Source organism: Morganella psychrotolerans (assembly GCF_001676155.1).
GTDB lineage: Bacteria > Pseudomonadota > Gammaproteobacteria > Enterobacterales > Enterobacteriaceae > Morganella > Morganella psychrotolerans.
This window is the reverse complement of sequence record NZ_LZEW01000030.1, coordinates 171,089-186,129: the sequence shown is the minus strand read 5'-3', so window position 1 is coordinate 186,129 and position 15,041 is coordinate 171,089. Positions and strand designations below refer to the sequence as shown.

Here is a 15,041-nt window from a genome sequence, read left to right as displayed (position 1 = left end):
ATGGGAAAAACAGCATCAGTTACCCCACCCGGTTCCGTTACTGGCTGTCACGGCTTACAGCGGCACCGGCAAAACGACCATGCTGAAAAAGCTTATTCCGCTGTTGCGGGATGCCGGTCTGCGGATTGGTCTGGTCAAACACACGCATCACGATATGGATGTGGATACCCCGGGGAAAGACAGTTACGAACTGCGCAAAGCAGGTGCGTACCAAACCCTGGTGGTCAGTCAGGAACGTTTTGCACTGATGACGGAAACTCCGGGCGGTGCGGAGCCTGATCTTGCACAACTTGCCGCCCGGTTTGACAGCAGGCAGTTGGATCTTATCCTGGTCGAAGGATTTAAAGGCGAAGCGGTGCCGAAAATAGCCCTGTACCGCGATGTGGTTGACCGTCCGTATCAGACACTGCTCGATGAATTTGTGATTGCATTTGCCTGCGACATTCCCCGGAGCGATGTTTCAGTACCACAGATGGATATCAATGATATAGCGGCCATCCGGGATTTTATTGTGCGCTGGCTGACAGAGAATCCGCTTAATCCGTAACCATTACTCATATCGGGACTGATACAAAATGGTGTCTGCCGGCCCGATATGAGTGTTTTTCTGTATCACATGCTTTTTTATTTTAAAATAACCCTTTAATATTATTATTTTCATTTTAAAAACTCCGGAATATTGAATAAGGCAGGATTTAATCTATTCTGAAAACGTATTCATTCTGTTTCCTGAAAATAAAAAATGAGGTTTATTTATTATGAAAAAGTATTTTGTTACCGCATGTCTGGTTGCAGCAAGTGCGTTTTCGTCTGTGGCACTCGCAGAGCCCGCTGATATTCAGGTGCCTGATAAAATGACCTGCAAACAGTATGTCGATTTGAACCCGCAAAGCTGGGCGCCGGTTGCCCTGTGGGTTATCAGCAAAGATACGCAATATCCGGGCGGTGACTTTGTCGCACTGTCTGAAAAAGGGGTGGCAGAAGCACCGAAAATCGTTGAATTCTGTAAAAAATATCCTGAAGGTACCTTACAGGATTACTTAGCTGCCCGTAATAAATAACCCCTGCCACTAAATTATAAGATGCCGGAAAATACTTTCCGGCGTTTTTTTTGCCATTATTCCCACAACCTTTCCTTTACAGATTTGATAAAGTACGTCCCTCTGATAACATTTTTCCCGGATGAATAAATTAATGAGTGACGAACTGATTCTGGTTGATGAACATGATTGCGTCATCGGGCATGACGAAAAGCTCCGGGTTCACCAGCTTGGTCTGCTGCACCGTGCATTTTCTGTATTCTTATTTAATGACGCGGGCGAATTACTTCTCCAGCAACGCGCACTCACCAAATACCATTCAGGCGGATTATGGGCAAACAGTTGTTGCAGCCACCCGCGCCGGGGAGAAACACTGGAAGAAGCAACACAGCGCCGTTTACAGGAAGAACTGGGAATAACCTGCCCGCTTCGCGCTGCGGGGCATATTATTTACCACGCAGATGTTCCGCCTGCACTGATTGAGCATGAATACGATCACCTGTTCACCGGGCACTATAACGGAGTATTTTCCCTCAACCCGGAAGAAGTTGCCGCTGTACGCTGGATATCACTGCCGGATTTAGACAGAGAAGTGAAAAATCATCCTGAGCGATTCACTGTTTGGTTCAAAGTTATTTTAAAAAAGTTAAGAGAGACGGTACTATTTAATATCTCACATGACCCGAAATAGAAAAGGCCTCATAAAAAAATGTTTTATGAGGCTTTCAGATATCATACTGATTTAGCATTTTCGTTTACTATATTAAATATAATTAATTATATTTGATAGGAAATATATTACGAATTAAACCGATTATATTCCTGCCAAATTCCAGAAGACTACTGATCGGGTTTGGTCTGACAACATCGGATACCGGTGGATTTACTTTATTACTCACCACACCACCGCTGCCACTAACTGCGTTCATTTCATTATTCGATAATTTTCTCATAATTACATCCTTTTATAGATTAATTAATGACATCCTTGGTTAATTGCGCTTTTCTTTGAATAAATTTAACCTATTTTTTTTATATTAGCAACAAAAAAACATCCGATATTTAACTGAATTAGGTAATCAACCTGTTTATTTAACAAATCAAAACGCAGAAATACCATAAAAACAGGTAAACACTCTCTTCCTGAGTCACCTTTTAATATGGACAATTAAATACGTTTAATTTATGAAGTGATAATTAGGTTAGCAACGATTTATATTAATAACGTTATTACAACCGTCAGGAATGGGGAGTTAAATATAAAAACTGACCATTTAAGGTCAGTTTTCTATGAAACTAAACAGTACACATTAAGTGTATCACCGCATCGTTACAAATTCTTCTGACGCAGTCGGGTGGATTGCCACGGTATTATCAAAGTCTTTTTTGGTCGCACCCATTTTCAGTGCCACCGCGAAGCCCTGTAATATTTCATCCATGCCGTAACCGATGCCATGAATACCGACGACTTTTTCCTCTTTTCCGGCGCAGACCAGTTTCATTTTGCATGGCTGGCGGTGGCTGGTCACAGCGGTGTACATTGCTGTGAAAGAGGATTTGTAGCATGTCACATTATCTGCGCCATACTGCTCAATCGCCTGCGGCTCTGTTAAGCCGACAGTACCGATTGCCGGGTGGCTGAATACCACGGTCGGGATATTGCTGTAATCGAGATGCTCATCCGGTTTATTATTGAAAAGACGCTCGGAGAGACGGCGACCCGCCGCAACTGCAACCGGGGTCAGTTCAACCGCACCCGTATTGTCGCCTACCGCATACACACCGGAAACAGAGGTATTCTGGAATTTATCCACCTGAATGAAACCACGGTCATTGCGTGCCACACCGGTGACATCCAGATTGATGTTATCCGTTGCCGGTTCACGTCCGATAGCCCAGATAAGGCAATCCACTATCTGTTCGTGACCATTTTCCAGTTGCAGTGTCAGACTGCCATCTGCATTTTTCACGACCGCTTTCGGTACGGAATTGGTATGCAGAGCCGGTCCTTCCGTGTTCATAATTTCCACCAGCGTTTCCACAATCAGCGGATCAAAATTACGCAATGGTGCATGTTTGCGGACAAACAGGTGTGCTTCGCTGCCCAGAGCATTCAGAACGCCTGCCAACTCAACAGCAATATAGCCCGCACCGACAATCGCCACGCGCTTCGGCAGCGCTTTCAGCGCAAAGAAACCATCTGAATCAATACCGTATTCCGCACCCGGAACAGATGGCGCCACCGGACGACCGCCGGTCGCGACCAGGATATGATCCGCCGTATAAGTTTCGCCGTTCACTTCCACGGTATGCGCATCTTTAAAACGGGCAAAGCCGGTTATAACATCAACTTTGTTGTTGCCCAGAACACGCTCATAAGACTGGTGAATACGATCGATATACGCAGAACGGCTTTCCAGCAGTTTTTCCCAGCTAAAGTGATTTACCGTGGTATCAAATCCGTAATCCGGACCATACTGGCGGATAGCTTCGGCAATCTGCGCGCCATACCACATCACTTTTTTCGGGACACAACCGACATTAACACACGTACCACCGAGGGCTTTCGCTTCAATCAGGGCGCATTTCTGCCCGTACATCGCTGCACGGTTCACAGAGGCAATCCCGGCACTGCCGCCGCCGATTGCAATATAGTCGTAATGTTTGCTCATAGTTGGCTTGTTCCATTTATCAGTCAATACATAAACACCCGCCGCAGATGTAGTACAGGCGGCGGAAACTAATTATTCCGGCGTAATCCATTCAACCCGTGTATGACCCGTACCTTCCGGCACCAGTACATTATGCAGCCACGGTAACACGGCTTTCATTTGTGATTCCAGTTTCCACGGCGGATTGATAACAATCATGCCGGATGCTGTCATGCCGCGCTGATCACTGTCAGGGCGCACCGCCAGTTCGATTTGCAGAATTTTGCGGATACCTGTTGCCTGAAACTCTTTTACCATACGCTTGATTTGCTGGCGCATCACAACCGGATACCAGATTGCATAAGTGCCGGTTGCAAAACGGCGGTAACCTTCCTGAACACCTTTTACCACATCCTGATAATCCGTTTTCATTTCATACGGCGGATCAATCAGAACCAGACCACGGCGGGACTGTGGCGGTAATTGTGAGCGCAGCTGCTGATAACCATCTTCGCGGATAACACGGGCGCGGTAGTCACCACTGAATTCGCTGCGCAGCAGCGGAAAATCAGACGGATGCAATTCACTGAGACTCAGTTTGTCATCGTAACGCAGCAGATGTGCGGCGATCAGCGGTGAGCCCGGATAAAAACGCAGTTCTTTGCGCGGATTCAGTGCACTGACGGCCTCCAGATAAGCGGTCAGTTCTTCAGGACAGGCTTCCTGTGCCCAGAGCCGTCCAATCCCTTCCAGGTATTCTCCGGTTCGTTCGGCATGCTCACCACTGAGCTGATAACGCCCGGCGCCTGCGTGCGTATCCAGATACAAAAACGGTTTGTCTTTCTCTTTTAATGACTCAATGATCAGACTCTGGACGGTGTGCTTTAACACATCCGCATGATTGCCGGCGTGAAAGCTGTGGCGGTAACTAAGCATACATGGGCCTCAGATGGTCGGGTGTGAACCACCCGGAACAAGAATATCAGTACAAATTTAATGGCTCAGTATAACCTTATTTTTGCAGGAAAGAACCAACGCCCTTTCCCCGTCTGTACTGATACATGTGAACCGTTACGGATATTAAAGGTCATAAAAAGATGAATCAGATTAATCACGAGGTAAATATGACACGATTTAAATCTGCCGCCCTGTCGGCTCTGGCTTTCGGACTGGGTGCGTTACTGATGAGTACATCTGCAATAAGTGCGCAGAATGGCTGTGAAATCAAAAAAGATAAAATTACAGAGCAGATCCGCTATGCCAAAGCACACGGCAATACGTATCGGGTACAGGGACTGGAGCGCGCATTGCAAAATGTAGAAACTTACTGCACACCGGACAGCCTGCGTAATGATGCCCGCAACGAAATTAATGACCGGACAAAAGAGGTTGCGGAACAAAAAGCAGATTTGCAAAAAGCTATCGATAAAGGCGATAAGGCAAAAATCGCCAAACGGGAGCGCAAACTGGCAGAAGCTGAAGCCAAATTAAAAACGGCGCAGTCAGAACTGGATACATTATTAAAATAATAGCAGCGCACCCGATTAAGCCGGGTGCGCGCACTCTTATTACTGAGGTGATTTCAGATAATCCAGCCGGTTTTTCATCATTGTTTCATAGTGCTGAATGTCCGCAGGATCATAATGCAATAACTCTCCGAACCGGCGGCCAAGCGTATATTCTGAATAATAAACCCGCTCTTCGTGAGTTCCTTCACCACTTTCCATCATTGTTTTTTTTTTCGTTCATCAGAGCAATAAAATCCAGCGCTCCCGTCTCACCTTTATCACTGTCACGACGGTATACCAGGATGATATAAATATTAATATCACCTTGTTTCAGGAAGCATTTTATACCCAGCTCCGGTGTGTCATACAACCCGTGAAGAACCGGGTCATAAAGTGACCTCACACTGAATTGCCCCAGCGGGCGCAATCCCTTAACCACACTCAGCCAACTGTCTGACGGATTATTAACTGAGCAGGGATGAACCGTTCCGGTTTCACAACAGGTACCGGAAAATGCCAGAATCTCACGCCGGGTTTCATCATATTTCAGCGTAAATATATCCGGATGCTGCCTGTAACCCTCCGGGTCACAATTTAAATCTGATGCATTACATTGCGGATAAATCATACCGATCCGCGGGTGCATATCATTATTTTCCGGCAACAGACTATCCTGCAGGTGCAATTCAGTGTGATTATTCACATTCATGTTTGTTTTCTCATACAAAAAAACACTATATAAACAGGCACCCGATAACAAACTATTATAAAACCACCCTTTTTTGTATTACGTTATACTGATCAATATTCTGTCGCCCGTAACTGTCCGAAATAATCAGTCAGCTGAAAGCGGGCATCAAAATTCCGCGTGTTCGGGATTATCCCGAGACTGCGCTTAACATCTGACTCCACCGTAATTAATGCAGTATAGGATTTTCCGCTTCTGAACGGATAATTCAGTGTGGAAATACAGCGGTGTTTCCCGATAACAGCCTGCTGCGGTGTAAATGTGTGCGTCAGCAATCGCTTATTTTCACTGCCGATTTCATCAATATCCAGGCGGGCTAATTTTTCATCCCCGGCAGGAGACGTGATAATACATACCTGATTGGAGACGATAATAACCCTGGCAGGCGAATGCGGGCCATCCGGTTTATACACACACGCACCGGAACTCAGTCCGATCAGTACCACCAGCAGCGCACGCCCTGTTTTTTTTATTAAAGATAAACATTTTCATTTATTCAGTGTGAATGTAAAAGAAAAACAAAAATAATAACGCCTGATAAATACACATTATTTATTCATTCGGTGAACATATCATTGCGCCATATTGATTCATCTTATTCTGCGTAAGAATAAGTGCCGATAATAAAGTATTTTTACGTGGATTAATCAATCGGGAAATTCTTAAGCCCGTGAAAACCATATAACATATCGTGTTTTTATCTCTATATTCACGACGCGAACCTGAATTGTTCATCGGGTTTGTCATGTAGTAAACTTAAACCGAATCAATTTTTGAACAAGCGAGGATACATGGACCGGGAAAATGACATACCGGAGAACGGCAACGACACATCATCAATCAAGCCCCTGCGCAAAAATTTTGATGAGGGAATAAAACAGGGAAAAAAAGCCCTGAAATGGAGCGTTAAAGCCGGAAATTATATTCGTGATATTCCGTTTATCGCCCATCTTCTCCGTACCGCCACCCGGTTTAATGACCGGATGGGAAGCCAGTTTGGTGCGGCGATTACCTATTTCTCATTTCTATCCATGATCCCGATTCTGATGGTGTCTTTTGCCGCTGCCGGTTATGCCCTTGCATTTAATCCGGAGCTGCTGACAAAACTTATCCGTGGTGTTGCCAACAGCATCAGTGATCCGACACTCGCCGGTACTATTGAGCGCAGTATTGATACCGCTATCCGCCAACGTGCAACAGTCGGGTTAACAGGGCTGGCACTGGCACTCTATTCCGGGGTGAACTGGGTGGGTAATCTGCGGATGGCAATACGCGCGCAGTACCATGAGCAATGGGAGCCGGATATGGAAATCAAAGAAAATATGTTTCTGCGCTACCTGCGGGATTTTCTGGCGCTCATCGGGCTGCTTGTCGCCCTGATTATTACCCTCACACTGACATCGGTTGCCGGCTCAGCTCAGGCAACTATTGTGCAGTTTTTAGGGCTGGATTCGATTGAATGGCTGCGCCCGGTCTGGACAGTTATCGGGTTGACAATTTCGATTCTGGCAAACTACCTGCTGTTTACGTGGATTTTCTGGTTCCTGCCCCGCATGAAACTGAACCGGACATCACTGCTGAAAGGAACATTGCTGGCGGCGATCGGGTTTGAGATCCTGAAAACAATTATGACCTGGCTGCTGCCGAATATGGCGGCATCCCCTTCCGGAGCGGCGTTTGGTTCAGTTATCGGGTTGATGGCATTCTTTTATTTCTTCGCCAGGCTGATCCTCGTGTCTGCGGCCTGGATTGCGACAGATATTCAAAAAAATAAAATAGCTGAGTGCAACCAATGAACCTGCGGTTTGAATGCATAAAGGTATATACTCTAAATAATTCTGGATGCATGCAGGCGACAAGCTCCGACCGCCGGGGAGCATAGGTAAACTATGTGACCCAGCGGGCTGAGCGAAGTCAACAGCATCCTGAAATATGACGAGTATATCATCAGGAGCTACTATGCCATTTGTACACATCCGCATCACCAAAGAGGGTGCGACAGAAGAACAAAAACAGAAACTGATTGAAGGTGCGACTCAGTTACTGGTTGATGTGCTGGGGAAAAATCCGGCGTCCACCTTTGTGATTATTGATGAAGTGGAAACAGACAACTGGGGTGTCGGCGGGAAAACAGTAACAAAATTACGTGCTGACGCGAAAAAATAGCCTGTACCACCCTGAGGCGGGTATTCCCGCCTTTTTATTTCTGTCATATTGTTGTCATCTCACATATCTTTTTGATTTGTTAATGATTGAGGTGACCTGACTATGCCAACTCAAAATCTGTCTGCCCTGTTGCAGAATGTTCAGCCCGCCGGTTTTGCAACGGCAATATATTTTACCGGCGAAGGCTGCGAAATCCCTGACGGGCTGGCACACGGCGGTCTGAGTAAGACTGACAGCACACCCGTCACACCGGATACCCCGATCCGGATAGCCAGTAACACCAAAACATTTACAGCCGCCGCCATCCTGCGGCTGTATGAACTGAATAAACTCGCTCTGAATGCCCCGGTCGGGCCGCTCATCACCCCGCAATATGCACAATGGCTGACAGACGCAGGCTACGACCTGACGGCAATCACTGTCCGCCATCTTCTCAGCCATAGTGCCGGACTGTATGACCATGCAGACGAGCACTATGTTAAAGAGGTGCTTGCCGATCCCGGTCATATCTGGACGCGGGATGAGCAGATCCGCCTTTATGTCAGCCGCGGATATCCGCTGATGGCTCCCGGCACCTGTTTTCTCTACTCTGATACCGGCTATTTATTACTGGCGGATATTATTGAGCGCATCACACAGTTGCCGCTGGCGCAGGCTGTCCGCGAGTTGCTCCGCTTTGATGCATTGGGAATGACATCCGCATATTGGGAAGTGTATGAGCCGGTTCCGGCGGGGCTGCCGCCACGGGCGCATCAGTATCTCGGTAATATCGACGGCGATACCATCAGCCCGACAATGGATCTCTACGGCGGTGGCGGATTGGTCATGTCAGTAAAAGATTTAGCCATGTTTATGGCGCATCTGTTTGAAGGTCGTATTTTTGACAGTCCCGGCACGCTTGAAGAAATGCTGAAACAAGGTTCGCACGATGGTGCAGAAGATTACCGGGCAGGGATGATGGTCACTAAAAGAGAAGGTCAGACACTCTGGTATCACCTGGGATTCTGGGGTACTGCTGCCTACTACCATCCGCAGAAAAAGATTGCCGCCGCCGGGTTTGTTAACAGCCGGGATACCCGCCCGTGGCTGATGAATCTGCTGGAAACCCGTCTGTGTCAGAATGATGACTAAGCGCTCTGATTTCCCGGAAAAATAATAATAAAAAGGGGCATCCGGAGATACCCCTTAATATGACAGACAAGCCTGTCAGTCTGTAATAACGATATCAGGCGCTGACACCATCGGCGCCTGCGTTATCCGCGGCCGGTGGCTCCGCATTACCTGGCTGCTCACCTTTCTTTGCCGGTGCGACAGCCGGTTTTTCCGGTTCGGCCGGTTTGACGACAGATAAAGGTGCCTGCGCTTCAGCAGGCTGTGCCGGCTGTGAATTTGCCTGCTCTGCAGCTATTTTTTCAGCAGCCGCTTTTTCAGTGGTAGCTTTCTCTGCAGCTTCAGCAACTTTTTCTGCCTGTTCCGCTTTAGCCTGTTCTGCATCAGCTGCTGCTTTTTCAGCTACTGATGCGGCTTTCTCTGCCGCAGCAACCGCTTTACCCGGATGCATTACTTTATCAAACTGCGCACGCAATTGTTCCACGTTCATTTCCGGCTCCCCTTTCGGCTGAGTGAAAATAAACCCGGTATCCTGCTCTAAAATCGCATGAATTTCAGCATTCAGAACTTCCGGCGTCAGGCTGTTCAGAAATAACTGACGCAGGCGCTGATACTGTTCCGGCGGAATATCAATGATATTACTCTGCTGAGACATCAGACGCTGGTTAATCAGAATGTCGGTGGTCGTCCGGGCGTAGATAGCAAACAATTGCTGAAGCTGCGCCTGTTTCAGGGCAATCAGCCCGTTAAAACTGTCGGCAGAAATACCCTTTTCTTTCAGGACAGCCAGTTCACCCGCCAGCTCTGCTGTAATCGCCGGTATTTTTTCATTCGGTGCCTGTACACTCAACATGCAACTGGCGCGCTGATACTGCATCCGGCAATCCATATTCATTGCCATAAACTTTTCGTTTTTCTTGCCCATACTCTGTTGCAATGCACCGAAAAGTGCCTCGCGGGCCAGATCGTTCAGCCAGTAACGGTTCAATGCAGCAGAATCTTTGACAGATGACCAGTTCAGATCCCAGACCAGCGACAGAACGTCTTCTTTCTGATTTTCGCTTACCGCATGGACAGACAGGGGCTTCATCGGTGGCAGCGTTGCCACACTGACAGGGGCCTGCCGCTTACCTTCCAGCCCGGAAAATGCTTTATTGATGCCGTCTTCCAGCGCACGTTTATCGACCGGTCCGGCAACATACAGTGTCACCATGTCCGGCGTATACCAGCGCTGATAAAAATTATTCAGTGCATCCACATCAATTTTATCCGCAACTGGTGGCAGCGGATCAAAACCCTGTAATGTGGTGCCTTTTATCCGGACTTTCCAGATAGGATCGTTAATATTCGGCGGATAAGTGGCAATCGGTGAATTTGGTGCGGCGAGTGCGCCGGCAACCGTATCCTGATTAAAGATACCGTGTCCTGATACATCCGCCATCCAGCTCAGTGCTTCTTTCAAAAGTTCCGGATTATTATTCGGCAGACTCAGGTTATATAAGGTGAAATCATAAGAGACAATAGCCGGCGGCAGCGGCATATTCGGGTCAATAGCATTATTCAGCAAATGAGAAAGCTGCTGTGTATTCAGGCTCTGGCTATTGAACATCACCACTTTCGGAATGAGATAAGAAAACCCTTTTTCAGCGGATTTCTCCATCATCGAGCCGGTCTGTACAGAAAGACGCAACTGGACCCGGTCATTCGGACGCTGCGGGGTTTGCAGTAGTTGCCAGTTAAATCCGTTTGCCAGCTTTCCCTGCTGCCATGCCGGATCAGGCTGTAATGCTTCTGCGTGTAACTGTGACGTGGCTGCAATCAGGACGCCACCGAGTAAAACACGTAAATAAGAGCGTTGCATACTAACCTCTTTTGATATGAATCCCTGGTATGCCTTCTTCTGAGGTTTACCACTGATGCCGGAAATAATATGACGTCAGGCGACAATGCGCAGGCAAAACTGACCGGCTTCCGGGACGTCCTTACGACTCGTCTGAGTTTAGACAGCAAACTGACCGGGAAGTTTTCATGATGGCCCTGATTTATGTTTATTAAGCTGATTTTGATAGCCTTTTGCTAACAAACCAATCTCATCATCCTCATGATACGGTGAACAACTGAGCATTTCTGCCGGCTCTGCGCTGTTCAGCTCACGGGCCATATTACGTAACGGGCGCACCATCAGACGGTTAATACACCAACTTATCGCGATCACCAGGACAAATGCCAGTAACAGATAACTGGTTACCATCAGTGCCAATGTATTCATTGCGAAGCGGTATATCCGGTTATCATCCACCTGAAGAATAAGATACCCCTGCGGGGGTTTTGCAATATGTGCCACGCCGTATGCGTATAGCGGAACCCGGATTTCAACCGGAATCCCGAAGATCATTTTTGCTGCAGCCGGAATAGGCCGGTATGTGGCGAAATCCAGGCTGATAACCTGAACATTATCCGGTGTCATCACGATTGCCCGACCTAAAATACCACTGGCACGCAATGTTATCAGTATGGATTTAATTTCATTTAAATCAGATCCTAACAATGCATCTGCCAACGGTTTTCTGACCTGCACTGACGAATTAAAAAGCTGATTGGTGTAATCATCTTTCCGCTGTTGTATCAAATGCGATAACTGAAGGGTAATAAAAAGTGCGACAGTCACCAAAGTCACTACTGCAACAACTGACATTTGCTTAATTGTCAGCGACTTTTTGACTTTTACACGCATATTTCACGCCTTTCGTTACAATTCAGTTATCACATCTTTCGTCATACGCAGTGATTATACGTCATCATTGTGCTTTCTGCTGAGCTAATCTCACCCCGTTAACAGTAAAGGCGATAATGAAGCCTCTCATTATCGCCTTTTGTCTTTCAGGAAAACATGTTTTTCTGTAATTTGCTGTAAAACAGCGCGTTTATTCCATTGTTTCTGTCTGCTCTTCCCGATCAACTGCAAAGCAGGCAATAAGCTGTCCGCCATAAGATTTCAACTGCGGCTGAAACTGTGTGCAGGTACTGAATGCATGACGGCAACGGGCGGCAAAAGCACAGCCCGGTGGCGGATTCAGCGGGCTGGGGAGTTCACCGGTCAGCTTGATCCGCTCACGCCGTTGTTCCGGGTTCAGACGCGGCGTTGCAGAAAGCAGAGCCTGCGTGTACGGATGGCGCGGATTATCAAAAATCTGCGCTTTAGTTCCTTTCTCCACACAACGCCCCAGATACATCACCATCACATCATCGGCAATGTGCTCCACAACAGACAAATCATGAGAGATAAAGACGTATGACAGACCCAGTTCATCCTGCAAATCCATCATCAGGTTTAATACCTGGGCGCGGACAGACACATCGAGTGCAGAAACCGGTTCATCGGCGATCAGTACATCGGGGTCCAGCATCAGACCACGGGCGATAGCAATACGCTGGCGCTGTCCGCCGGAAAACATGTGCGGATAGCGGCTGTAATGCTCTGTTTTCAGTCCGACTTTTGCCATCATTGCCAGCACTTTCTCTTTGCGCTGAGCCGCACTCAGAGAAGTATTGATAACCAACGGCTCTTCCAGGATCTGCCCGACTTTTTTACGCGGATTCAGCGAGCCGTACGGGTTCTGGAAAACAATCTGGATTTTCTGACGGCGCAGTTTTTCTGCCTGCTTGTCTTCAACCAGTAAATTCTGGCCCTGATAAAACAACTCACCGCCGGTGGGTTTTTCAATCATAGTCAGCAAACGCCCCAGGGTGGATTTTCCGCAACCGGATTCCCCCACCACCGCCAGAGTTTTTCCGCGCGCAAGGTCAAATGAAACACCATCAAGCGCTTTCACCATCCGCTCCGGCGAAAAAAAAACCTTTCTTCACCGGATAATATTTTTTCAACTCTTTTACGTGCAGCAGTGGTTGTGTGATTTCACTCATGGCCCGGTCTCCCTTGATCATCCAGCGGCGTGTGACATTTCACCTGACGTGACCCGACAGTCCGCAGCGCTGGTTCTGTCGTGCGGCAGATCTGCGTTGCATACGGACAGCGCGGGTTCAGCAGACATCCGTCAGGGCGGTCATACTTACCGGGCACGACGCCCGGCAGTGATTCCAGCCGGCTTTTATTGCCCGCAAATTCCGGCAACGCCCGTAACAGCGCCTGAGTGTAAGGATGCCGGGGCGCACGGAAAATATCCGCCGCTTTACCGGACTCCACAACCTGCCCCGCATACATCACAATAATGTGATGCGCCGCTTCCGCCACCAGCGCCAGATCATGGGTGATAAGCACCAGCGCCATGTTTTCCTGCCGCTGTAATTCAAGCAATAATTCAATAATCTGTGCCTGGATAGTGACATCGAGCGCCGTTGTCGGTTCATCGGCAATCAGCAGTTTCGGGCGGCAGGCAATTGCCATCGCAATCATCACCCGCTGACTCATCCCGCCGGATAACTGATGCGGATACACATCCAGCCGCGATGCCGGGTCCGGAATACCCACCAGCAGCAGCAAATCAATGGTCCGCTGTAACCGGGTTTTGCGGTTACCCCCCTGATGCACTTTCAGGGCTTCCATTATCTGAAAGCCGACGGTATAGCACGGATTGAGGCTGGTCATCGGATCCTGGAAAATCATCGCCACATCCGAACCCACCAGTTCACGCCGCTCTTTTTCCGAAATCGTCAGCAGATGGCGGCCGTCAAACTCCAGGTTATCCGCCATCACGCGACCGGGAAAATCAATCAATCCCATAATGGCCAGCGAACTGACCGATTTTCCGGAGCCTGACTCCCCGACAATGCCCAGCACCTGACCTTCATCAACCTGGTAGCTGATCCGGTCAACAGCGCGGAATGGCATCTCTTTTTCACCGAAGTGAACAGATAATTTATCAACTGTTAATAACGCCATGTCTGCACCTCTACTGCTTCAGCTTAGGATCAAGGGCATCACGCAATCCGTCGCCCATCAGGTTAAACGCCAGTACCGTCAGTAAAATCGCCAGTCCCGGGAAGGTCACCACCCACCAGGCACTTTGCGTAAACTGTAAAACATCGGAGAGCATCGTTCCCCACTCCGGTGTCGGCGGCTGTGCGCCCATGCCTAAGAAACCTAACGCCGCCATATCCAAAATGGCGTTGGAAAAGCCCAGAGACGCCTGCACAATCAGCGGCGCGAGACAGTTCGGCAAAATATTCACAAACATCTGGCGGGCAGCACCTGCGCCCGCCACGCCGGAAGCCGTGACATAATCACGGCTGACTTCAGTGAGTACCGCTGCCCGCGTCAGGCGGATATAGTGCGGCAGTGCGACAAAGGTCAGTGCCAGCGAGGCATTCACAATCGATGGTCCGAAGATAGCCACCAGCACCAGCGCCAGCAGCAGGCTCGGCAGTGCCAGCATGATATCGACGATGCGCATGATCAGGGCATCAATCCAGCCGCCGAAATAGCCGGCAACCAATCCCACCACCACACCCATCAGTAATGAGAGCGCAACCACCAGGCAGCCCACCAGTAACGAGAGGCGGGCACCAAACATCAGGCGGGACAATATATCCCGTCCGATATCATCAGTGCCGAGCATAAATTCCCACGAACCCCCTTCCTGCCAGACAGGCGGCTGCAATAAATGTGTGCGGAACTGCTCATCCGGCAGATGCGGGGCAAGCAACGGGGCGAAAATCGCAATCAGCAGCATCAGCAGGATATAAATCAATCCGATTAATGCACCTTTGTTGCGACTGAAATAAACCCAGAATTCGCGCAGCGGAGAGAGAGGCTCAGGCGCGCGGGTAACAACATTGTTCGTTGAATCAGACATCGTGC

At 48.5% G+C, this 15,041-nt stretch carries 17 protein-coding genes and 1 pseudogene; 7 read left to right on the top strand and 11 right to left on the bottom strand.

Features of this window, described 5'->3' with window-relative positions:
• Positions 1-40: 40 nt before the first annotated feature.
• The 3 genes from mobB (at position 41) to idi (ending at position 1,731) form a co-directional block, all read left to right on the top strand.
• Positions 41-547: a molybdopterin-guanine dinucleotide biosynthesis protein MobB gene (mobB, locus tag AYY16_RS21230; RefSeq protein ID WP_223861240.1), complete on the top strand. Its 507-nt coding sequence runs from the start codon at positions 41-43 to the stop codon at positions 545-547.
• Between the two features lie 211 nt (positions 548-758).
• Positions 759-1,061 (top strand): HdeA/HdeB family chaperone, encoded by a 303-nt coding sequence (locus tag AYY16_RS15915; protein ID WP_067368829.1) that lies wholly within the window; start codon positions 759-761, stop codon positions 1,059-1,061.
• A gap of 133 nt (positions 1,062-1,194) precedes the next feature.
• A complete protein-coding gene (gene idi, locus AYY16_RS15910; RefSeq protein ID WP_067368827.1) occupies positions 1,195-1,731 on the top strand; it encodes an isopentenyl-diphosphate Delta-isomerase in 537 nt (178 codons plus the stop codon).
• A gap of 82 nt (positions 1,732-1,813) precedes the next feature.
• Here the strand turns inward: idi and AYY16_RS15905 are convergent, their stop codons facing one another.
• The 3 genes from AYY16_RS15905 to AYY16_RS15895 form a co-directional block, all read right to left on the bottom strand.
• A complete protein-coding gene (locus AYY16_RS15905; protein ID WP_067368821.1) occupies positions 1,814-1,993 on the bottom strand; it encodes a hypothetical protein in 180 nt (59 codons plus the stop codon).
• A gap of 366 nt (positions 1,994-2,359) precedes the next feature.
• Positions 2,360-3,712 (bottom strand): glutathione-disulfide reductase, encoded by a 1,353-nt coding sequence (gorA, locus tag AYY16_RS15900; RefSeq protein ID WP_067368818.1) that lies wholly within the window; start codon positions 3,710-3,712, stop codon positions 2,360-2,362.
• A gap of 72 nt (positions 3,713-3,784) precedes the next feature.
• Positions 3,785-4,627 (bottom strand): 23S rRNA (adenine(2030)-N(6))-methyltransferase RlmJ, encoded by an 843-nt coding sequence (locus tag AYY16_RS15895; RefSeq protein WP_067368815.1) that lies wholly within the window; start codon positions 4,625-4,627, stop codon positions 3,785-3,787.
• A 188-nt stretch (positions 4,628-4,815) separates the two neighbouring features.
• Between AYY16_RS15895 and AYY16_RS15890 the strand changes: the two genes are divergently transcribed.
• Complete coding sequence (locus AYY16_RS15890) at positions 4,816-5,220, top strand: DUF1090 domain-containing protein (protein ID WP_067368934.1); 405 nt, start codon at positions 4,816-4,818, stop codon at positions 5,218-5,220.
• A 39-nt stretch (positions 5,221-5,259) separates the two neighbouring features.
• On the opposite strand, the gene AYY16_RS20325 is transcribed toward AYY16_RS15890, so the two are convergent.
• The 3 genes from AYY16_RS20325 to AYY16_RS15880 all read right to left on the bottom strand — a co-directional run bounded on the left by AYY16_RS20325 (position 5,260) and on the right by AYY16_RS15880 (position 6,393).
• A complete protein-coding gene (locus AYY16_RS20325; protein ID WP_156665016.1) occupies positions 5,260-5,421 on the bottom strand; it encodes a hypothetical protein in 162 nt (53 codons plus the stop codon).
• Positions 5,405-5,908 (bottom strand): NleE/OspZ family T3SS effector cysteine methyltransferase, encoded by a 504-nt coding sequence (locus AYY16_RS15885; protein WP_067368813.1) that lies wholly within the window; start codon positions 5,906-5,908, stop codon positions 5,405-5,407. Before AYY16_RS15885 ends, AYY16_RS20325 begins: the two co-directional genes overlap by 17 nt.
• Before the next feature lie 92 nt (positions 5,909-6,000).
• Positions 6,001-6,393 carry a putative T6SS immunity periplasmic lipoprotein gene (locus tag AYY16_RS15880; protein ID WP_067368810.1) on the bottom strand — a complete coding sequence of 131 codons (393 nt, stop codon included), beginning with the start codon at positions 6,391-6,393 and terminating at the stop codon, positions 6,001-6,003.
• Between the two features lie 345 nt (positions 6,394-6,738).
• On the opposite strand from AYY16_RS15880, the gene yhjD reads away from it, so the two are divergent.
• The 3 genes from yhjD to AYY16_RS15865 all read left to right on the top strand — a co-directional run bounded on the left by yhjD (position 6,739) and on the right by AYY16_RS15865 (position 9,244).
• Complete coding sequence (yhjD, locus tag AYY16_RS15875; RefSeq protein ID WP_067368806.1) at positions 6,739-7,743, top strand: inner membrane protein YhjD; 1,005 nt, start codon at positions 6,739-6,741, stop codon at positions 7,741-7,743.
• Positions 7,744-7,906: 163 nt separating this feature from the next.
• Complete coding sequence (locus AYY16_RS15870) at positions 7,907-8,113, top strand: 2-hydroxymuconate tautomerase family protein (protein WP_067368804.1); 207 nt, start codon at positions 7,907-7,909, stop codon at positions 8,111-8,113.
• A 102-nt stretch (positions 8,114-8,215) separates the two neighbouring features.
• Complete coding sequence (locus AYY16_RS15865; protein WP_067368801.1) at positions 8,216-9,244, top strand: serine hydrolase domain-containing protein; 1,029 nt, start codon at positions 8,216-8,218, stop codon at positions 9,242-9,244.
• Between the two features lie 94 nt (positions 9,245-9,338).
• Here AYY16_RS15865 and AYY16_RS15860 read toward each other — a convergent pair whose 3' ends face one another.
• The 5 genes and pseudogenes from AYY16_RS15860 to dppC all read right to left on the bottom strand — a co-directional run bounded on the left by AYY16_RS15860 (position 9,339) and on the right by dppC (position 15,036).
• Positions 9,339-11,084: a M16 family metallopeptidase gene (locus tag AYY16_RS15860; RefSeq protein WP_067368797.1), complete on the bottom strand. Its 1,746-nt coding sequence runs from the start codon at positions 11,082-11,084 to the stop codon at positions 9,339-9,341.
• A 165-nt stretch (positions 11,085-11,249) separates the two neighbouring features.
• Positions 11,250-11,957 (bottom strand): HAMP domain-containing protein, encoded by a 708-nt coding sequence (locus tag AYY16_RS15855; RefSeq protein WP_067368794.1) that lies wholly within the window; start codon positions 11,955-11,957, stop codon positions 11,250-11,252.
• 190 nt (positions 11,958-12,147) lie between these two features.
• A pseudogene (gene dppF / locus AYY16_RS15850) lies at positions 12,148-13,147 on the bottom strand (dipeptide ABC transporter ATP-binding subunit DppF).
• On the bottom strand, positions 13,140-14,123 hold the full coding sequence (gene dppD / locus AYY16_RS15845) for a dipeptide ABC transporter ATP-binding protein (protein WP_067368787.1): 984 nt from the start codon (positions 14,121-14,123) through the stop codon (positions 13,140-13,142). The pseudogene dppF and the gene dppD overlap by 8 nt, the downstream one beginning before the upstream one ends.
• Positions 14,124-14,133: 10 nt before the next feature.
• The gene (gene dppC / locus AYY16_RS15840) at positions 14,134-15,036 is read right to left on the bottom strand and encodes a dipeptide ABC transporter permease DppC (protein WP_067368784.1); all 903 of its coding nucleotides are present in this window, start codon (positions 15,034-15,036) and stop codon (positions 14,134-14,136) included.
• Between the last annotated feature and the right edge of the window lie 5 nt (positions 15,037-15,041).

Bases quoted from the DNA above. Each gene is read 5' to 3' on its own strand.
- AYY16_RS20325 (WP_156665016.1), bottom strand. From the start codon at position 5,421: ATGATGGAAAGTGGTGAAGGAACTCACGAAGAGCGGGTTTATTATTCA.
- AYY16_RS15905 (WP_067368821.1), bottom strand. From the start codon at position 1,993: ATGAGAAAATTATCGAATAATGAAATGAACGCAGTTAGTGGCAGCGGT.
- AYY16_RS15870 (WP_067368804.1), top strand. From the start codon at position 7,907: ATGCCATTTGTACACATCCGCATCACCAAAGAGGGTGCGACAGAAGAA.
- AYY16_RS15895 (WP_067368815.1), bottom strand. From the start codon at position 4,627: ATGCTTAGTTACCGCCACAGCTTTCACGCCGGCAATCATGCGGATGTG.
- yhjD (WP_067368806.1), top strand. From the start codon at position 6,739: ATGGACCGGGAAAATGACATACCGGAGAACGGCAACGACACATCATCA.
- AYY16_RS15890 (WP_067368934.1), top strand. From the start codon at position 4,816: ATGACACGATTTAAATCTGCCGCCCTGTCGGCTCTGGCTTTCGGACTG.
- gorA (WP_067368818.1), bottom strand. From the start codon at position 3,712: ATGAGCAAACATTACGACTATATTGCAATCGGCGGCGGCAGTGCCGGG.
- idi (WP_067368827.1), top strand. From the start codon at position 1,195: ATGAGTGACGAACTGATTCTGGTTGATGAACATGATTGCGTCATCGGG.
- dppD (WP_067368787.1), bottom strand. From the start codon at position 14,123: ATGGCGTTATTAACAGTTGATAAATTATCTGTTCACTTCGGTGAAAAA.
- AYY16_RS15885 (WP_067368813.1), bottom strand. From the start codon at position 5,908: ATGAATGTGAATAATCACACTGAATTGCACCTGCAGGATAGTCTGTTG.
- AYY16_RS15915 (WP_067368829.1), top strand. From the start codon at position 759: ATGAAAAAGTATTTTGTTACCGCATGTCTGGTTGCAGCAAGTGCGTTT.
- AYY16_RS15865 (WP_067368801.1), top strand. From the start codon at position 8,216: ATGCCAACTCAAAATCTGTCTGCCCTGTTGCAGAATGTTCAGCCCGCC.
- dppC (WP_067368784.1), bottom strand. From the start codon at position 15,036: ATGTCTGATTCAACGAACAATGTTGTTACCCGCGCGCCTGAGCCTCTC.
- AYY16_RS15855 (WP_067368794.1), bottom strand. From the start codon at position 11,957: ATGCGTGTAAAAGTCAAAAAGTCGCTGACAATTAAGCAAATGTCAGTT.
- AYY16_RS15860 (WP_067368797.1), bottom strand. From the start codon at position 11,084: ATGCAACGCTCTTATTTACGTGTTTTACTCGGTGGCGTCCTGATTGCA.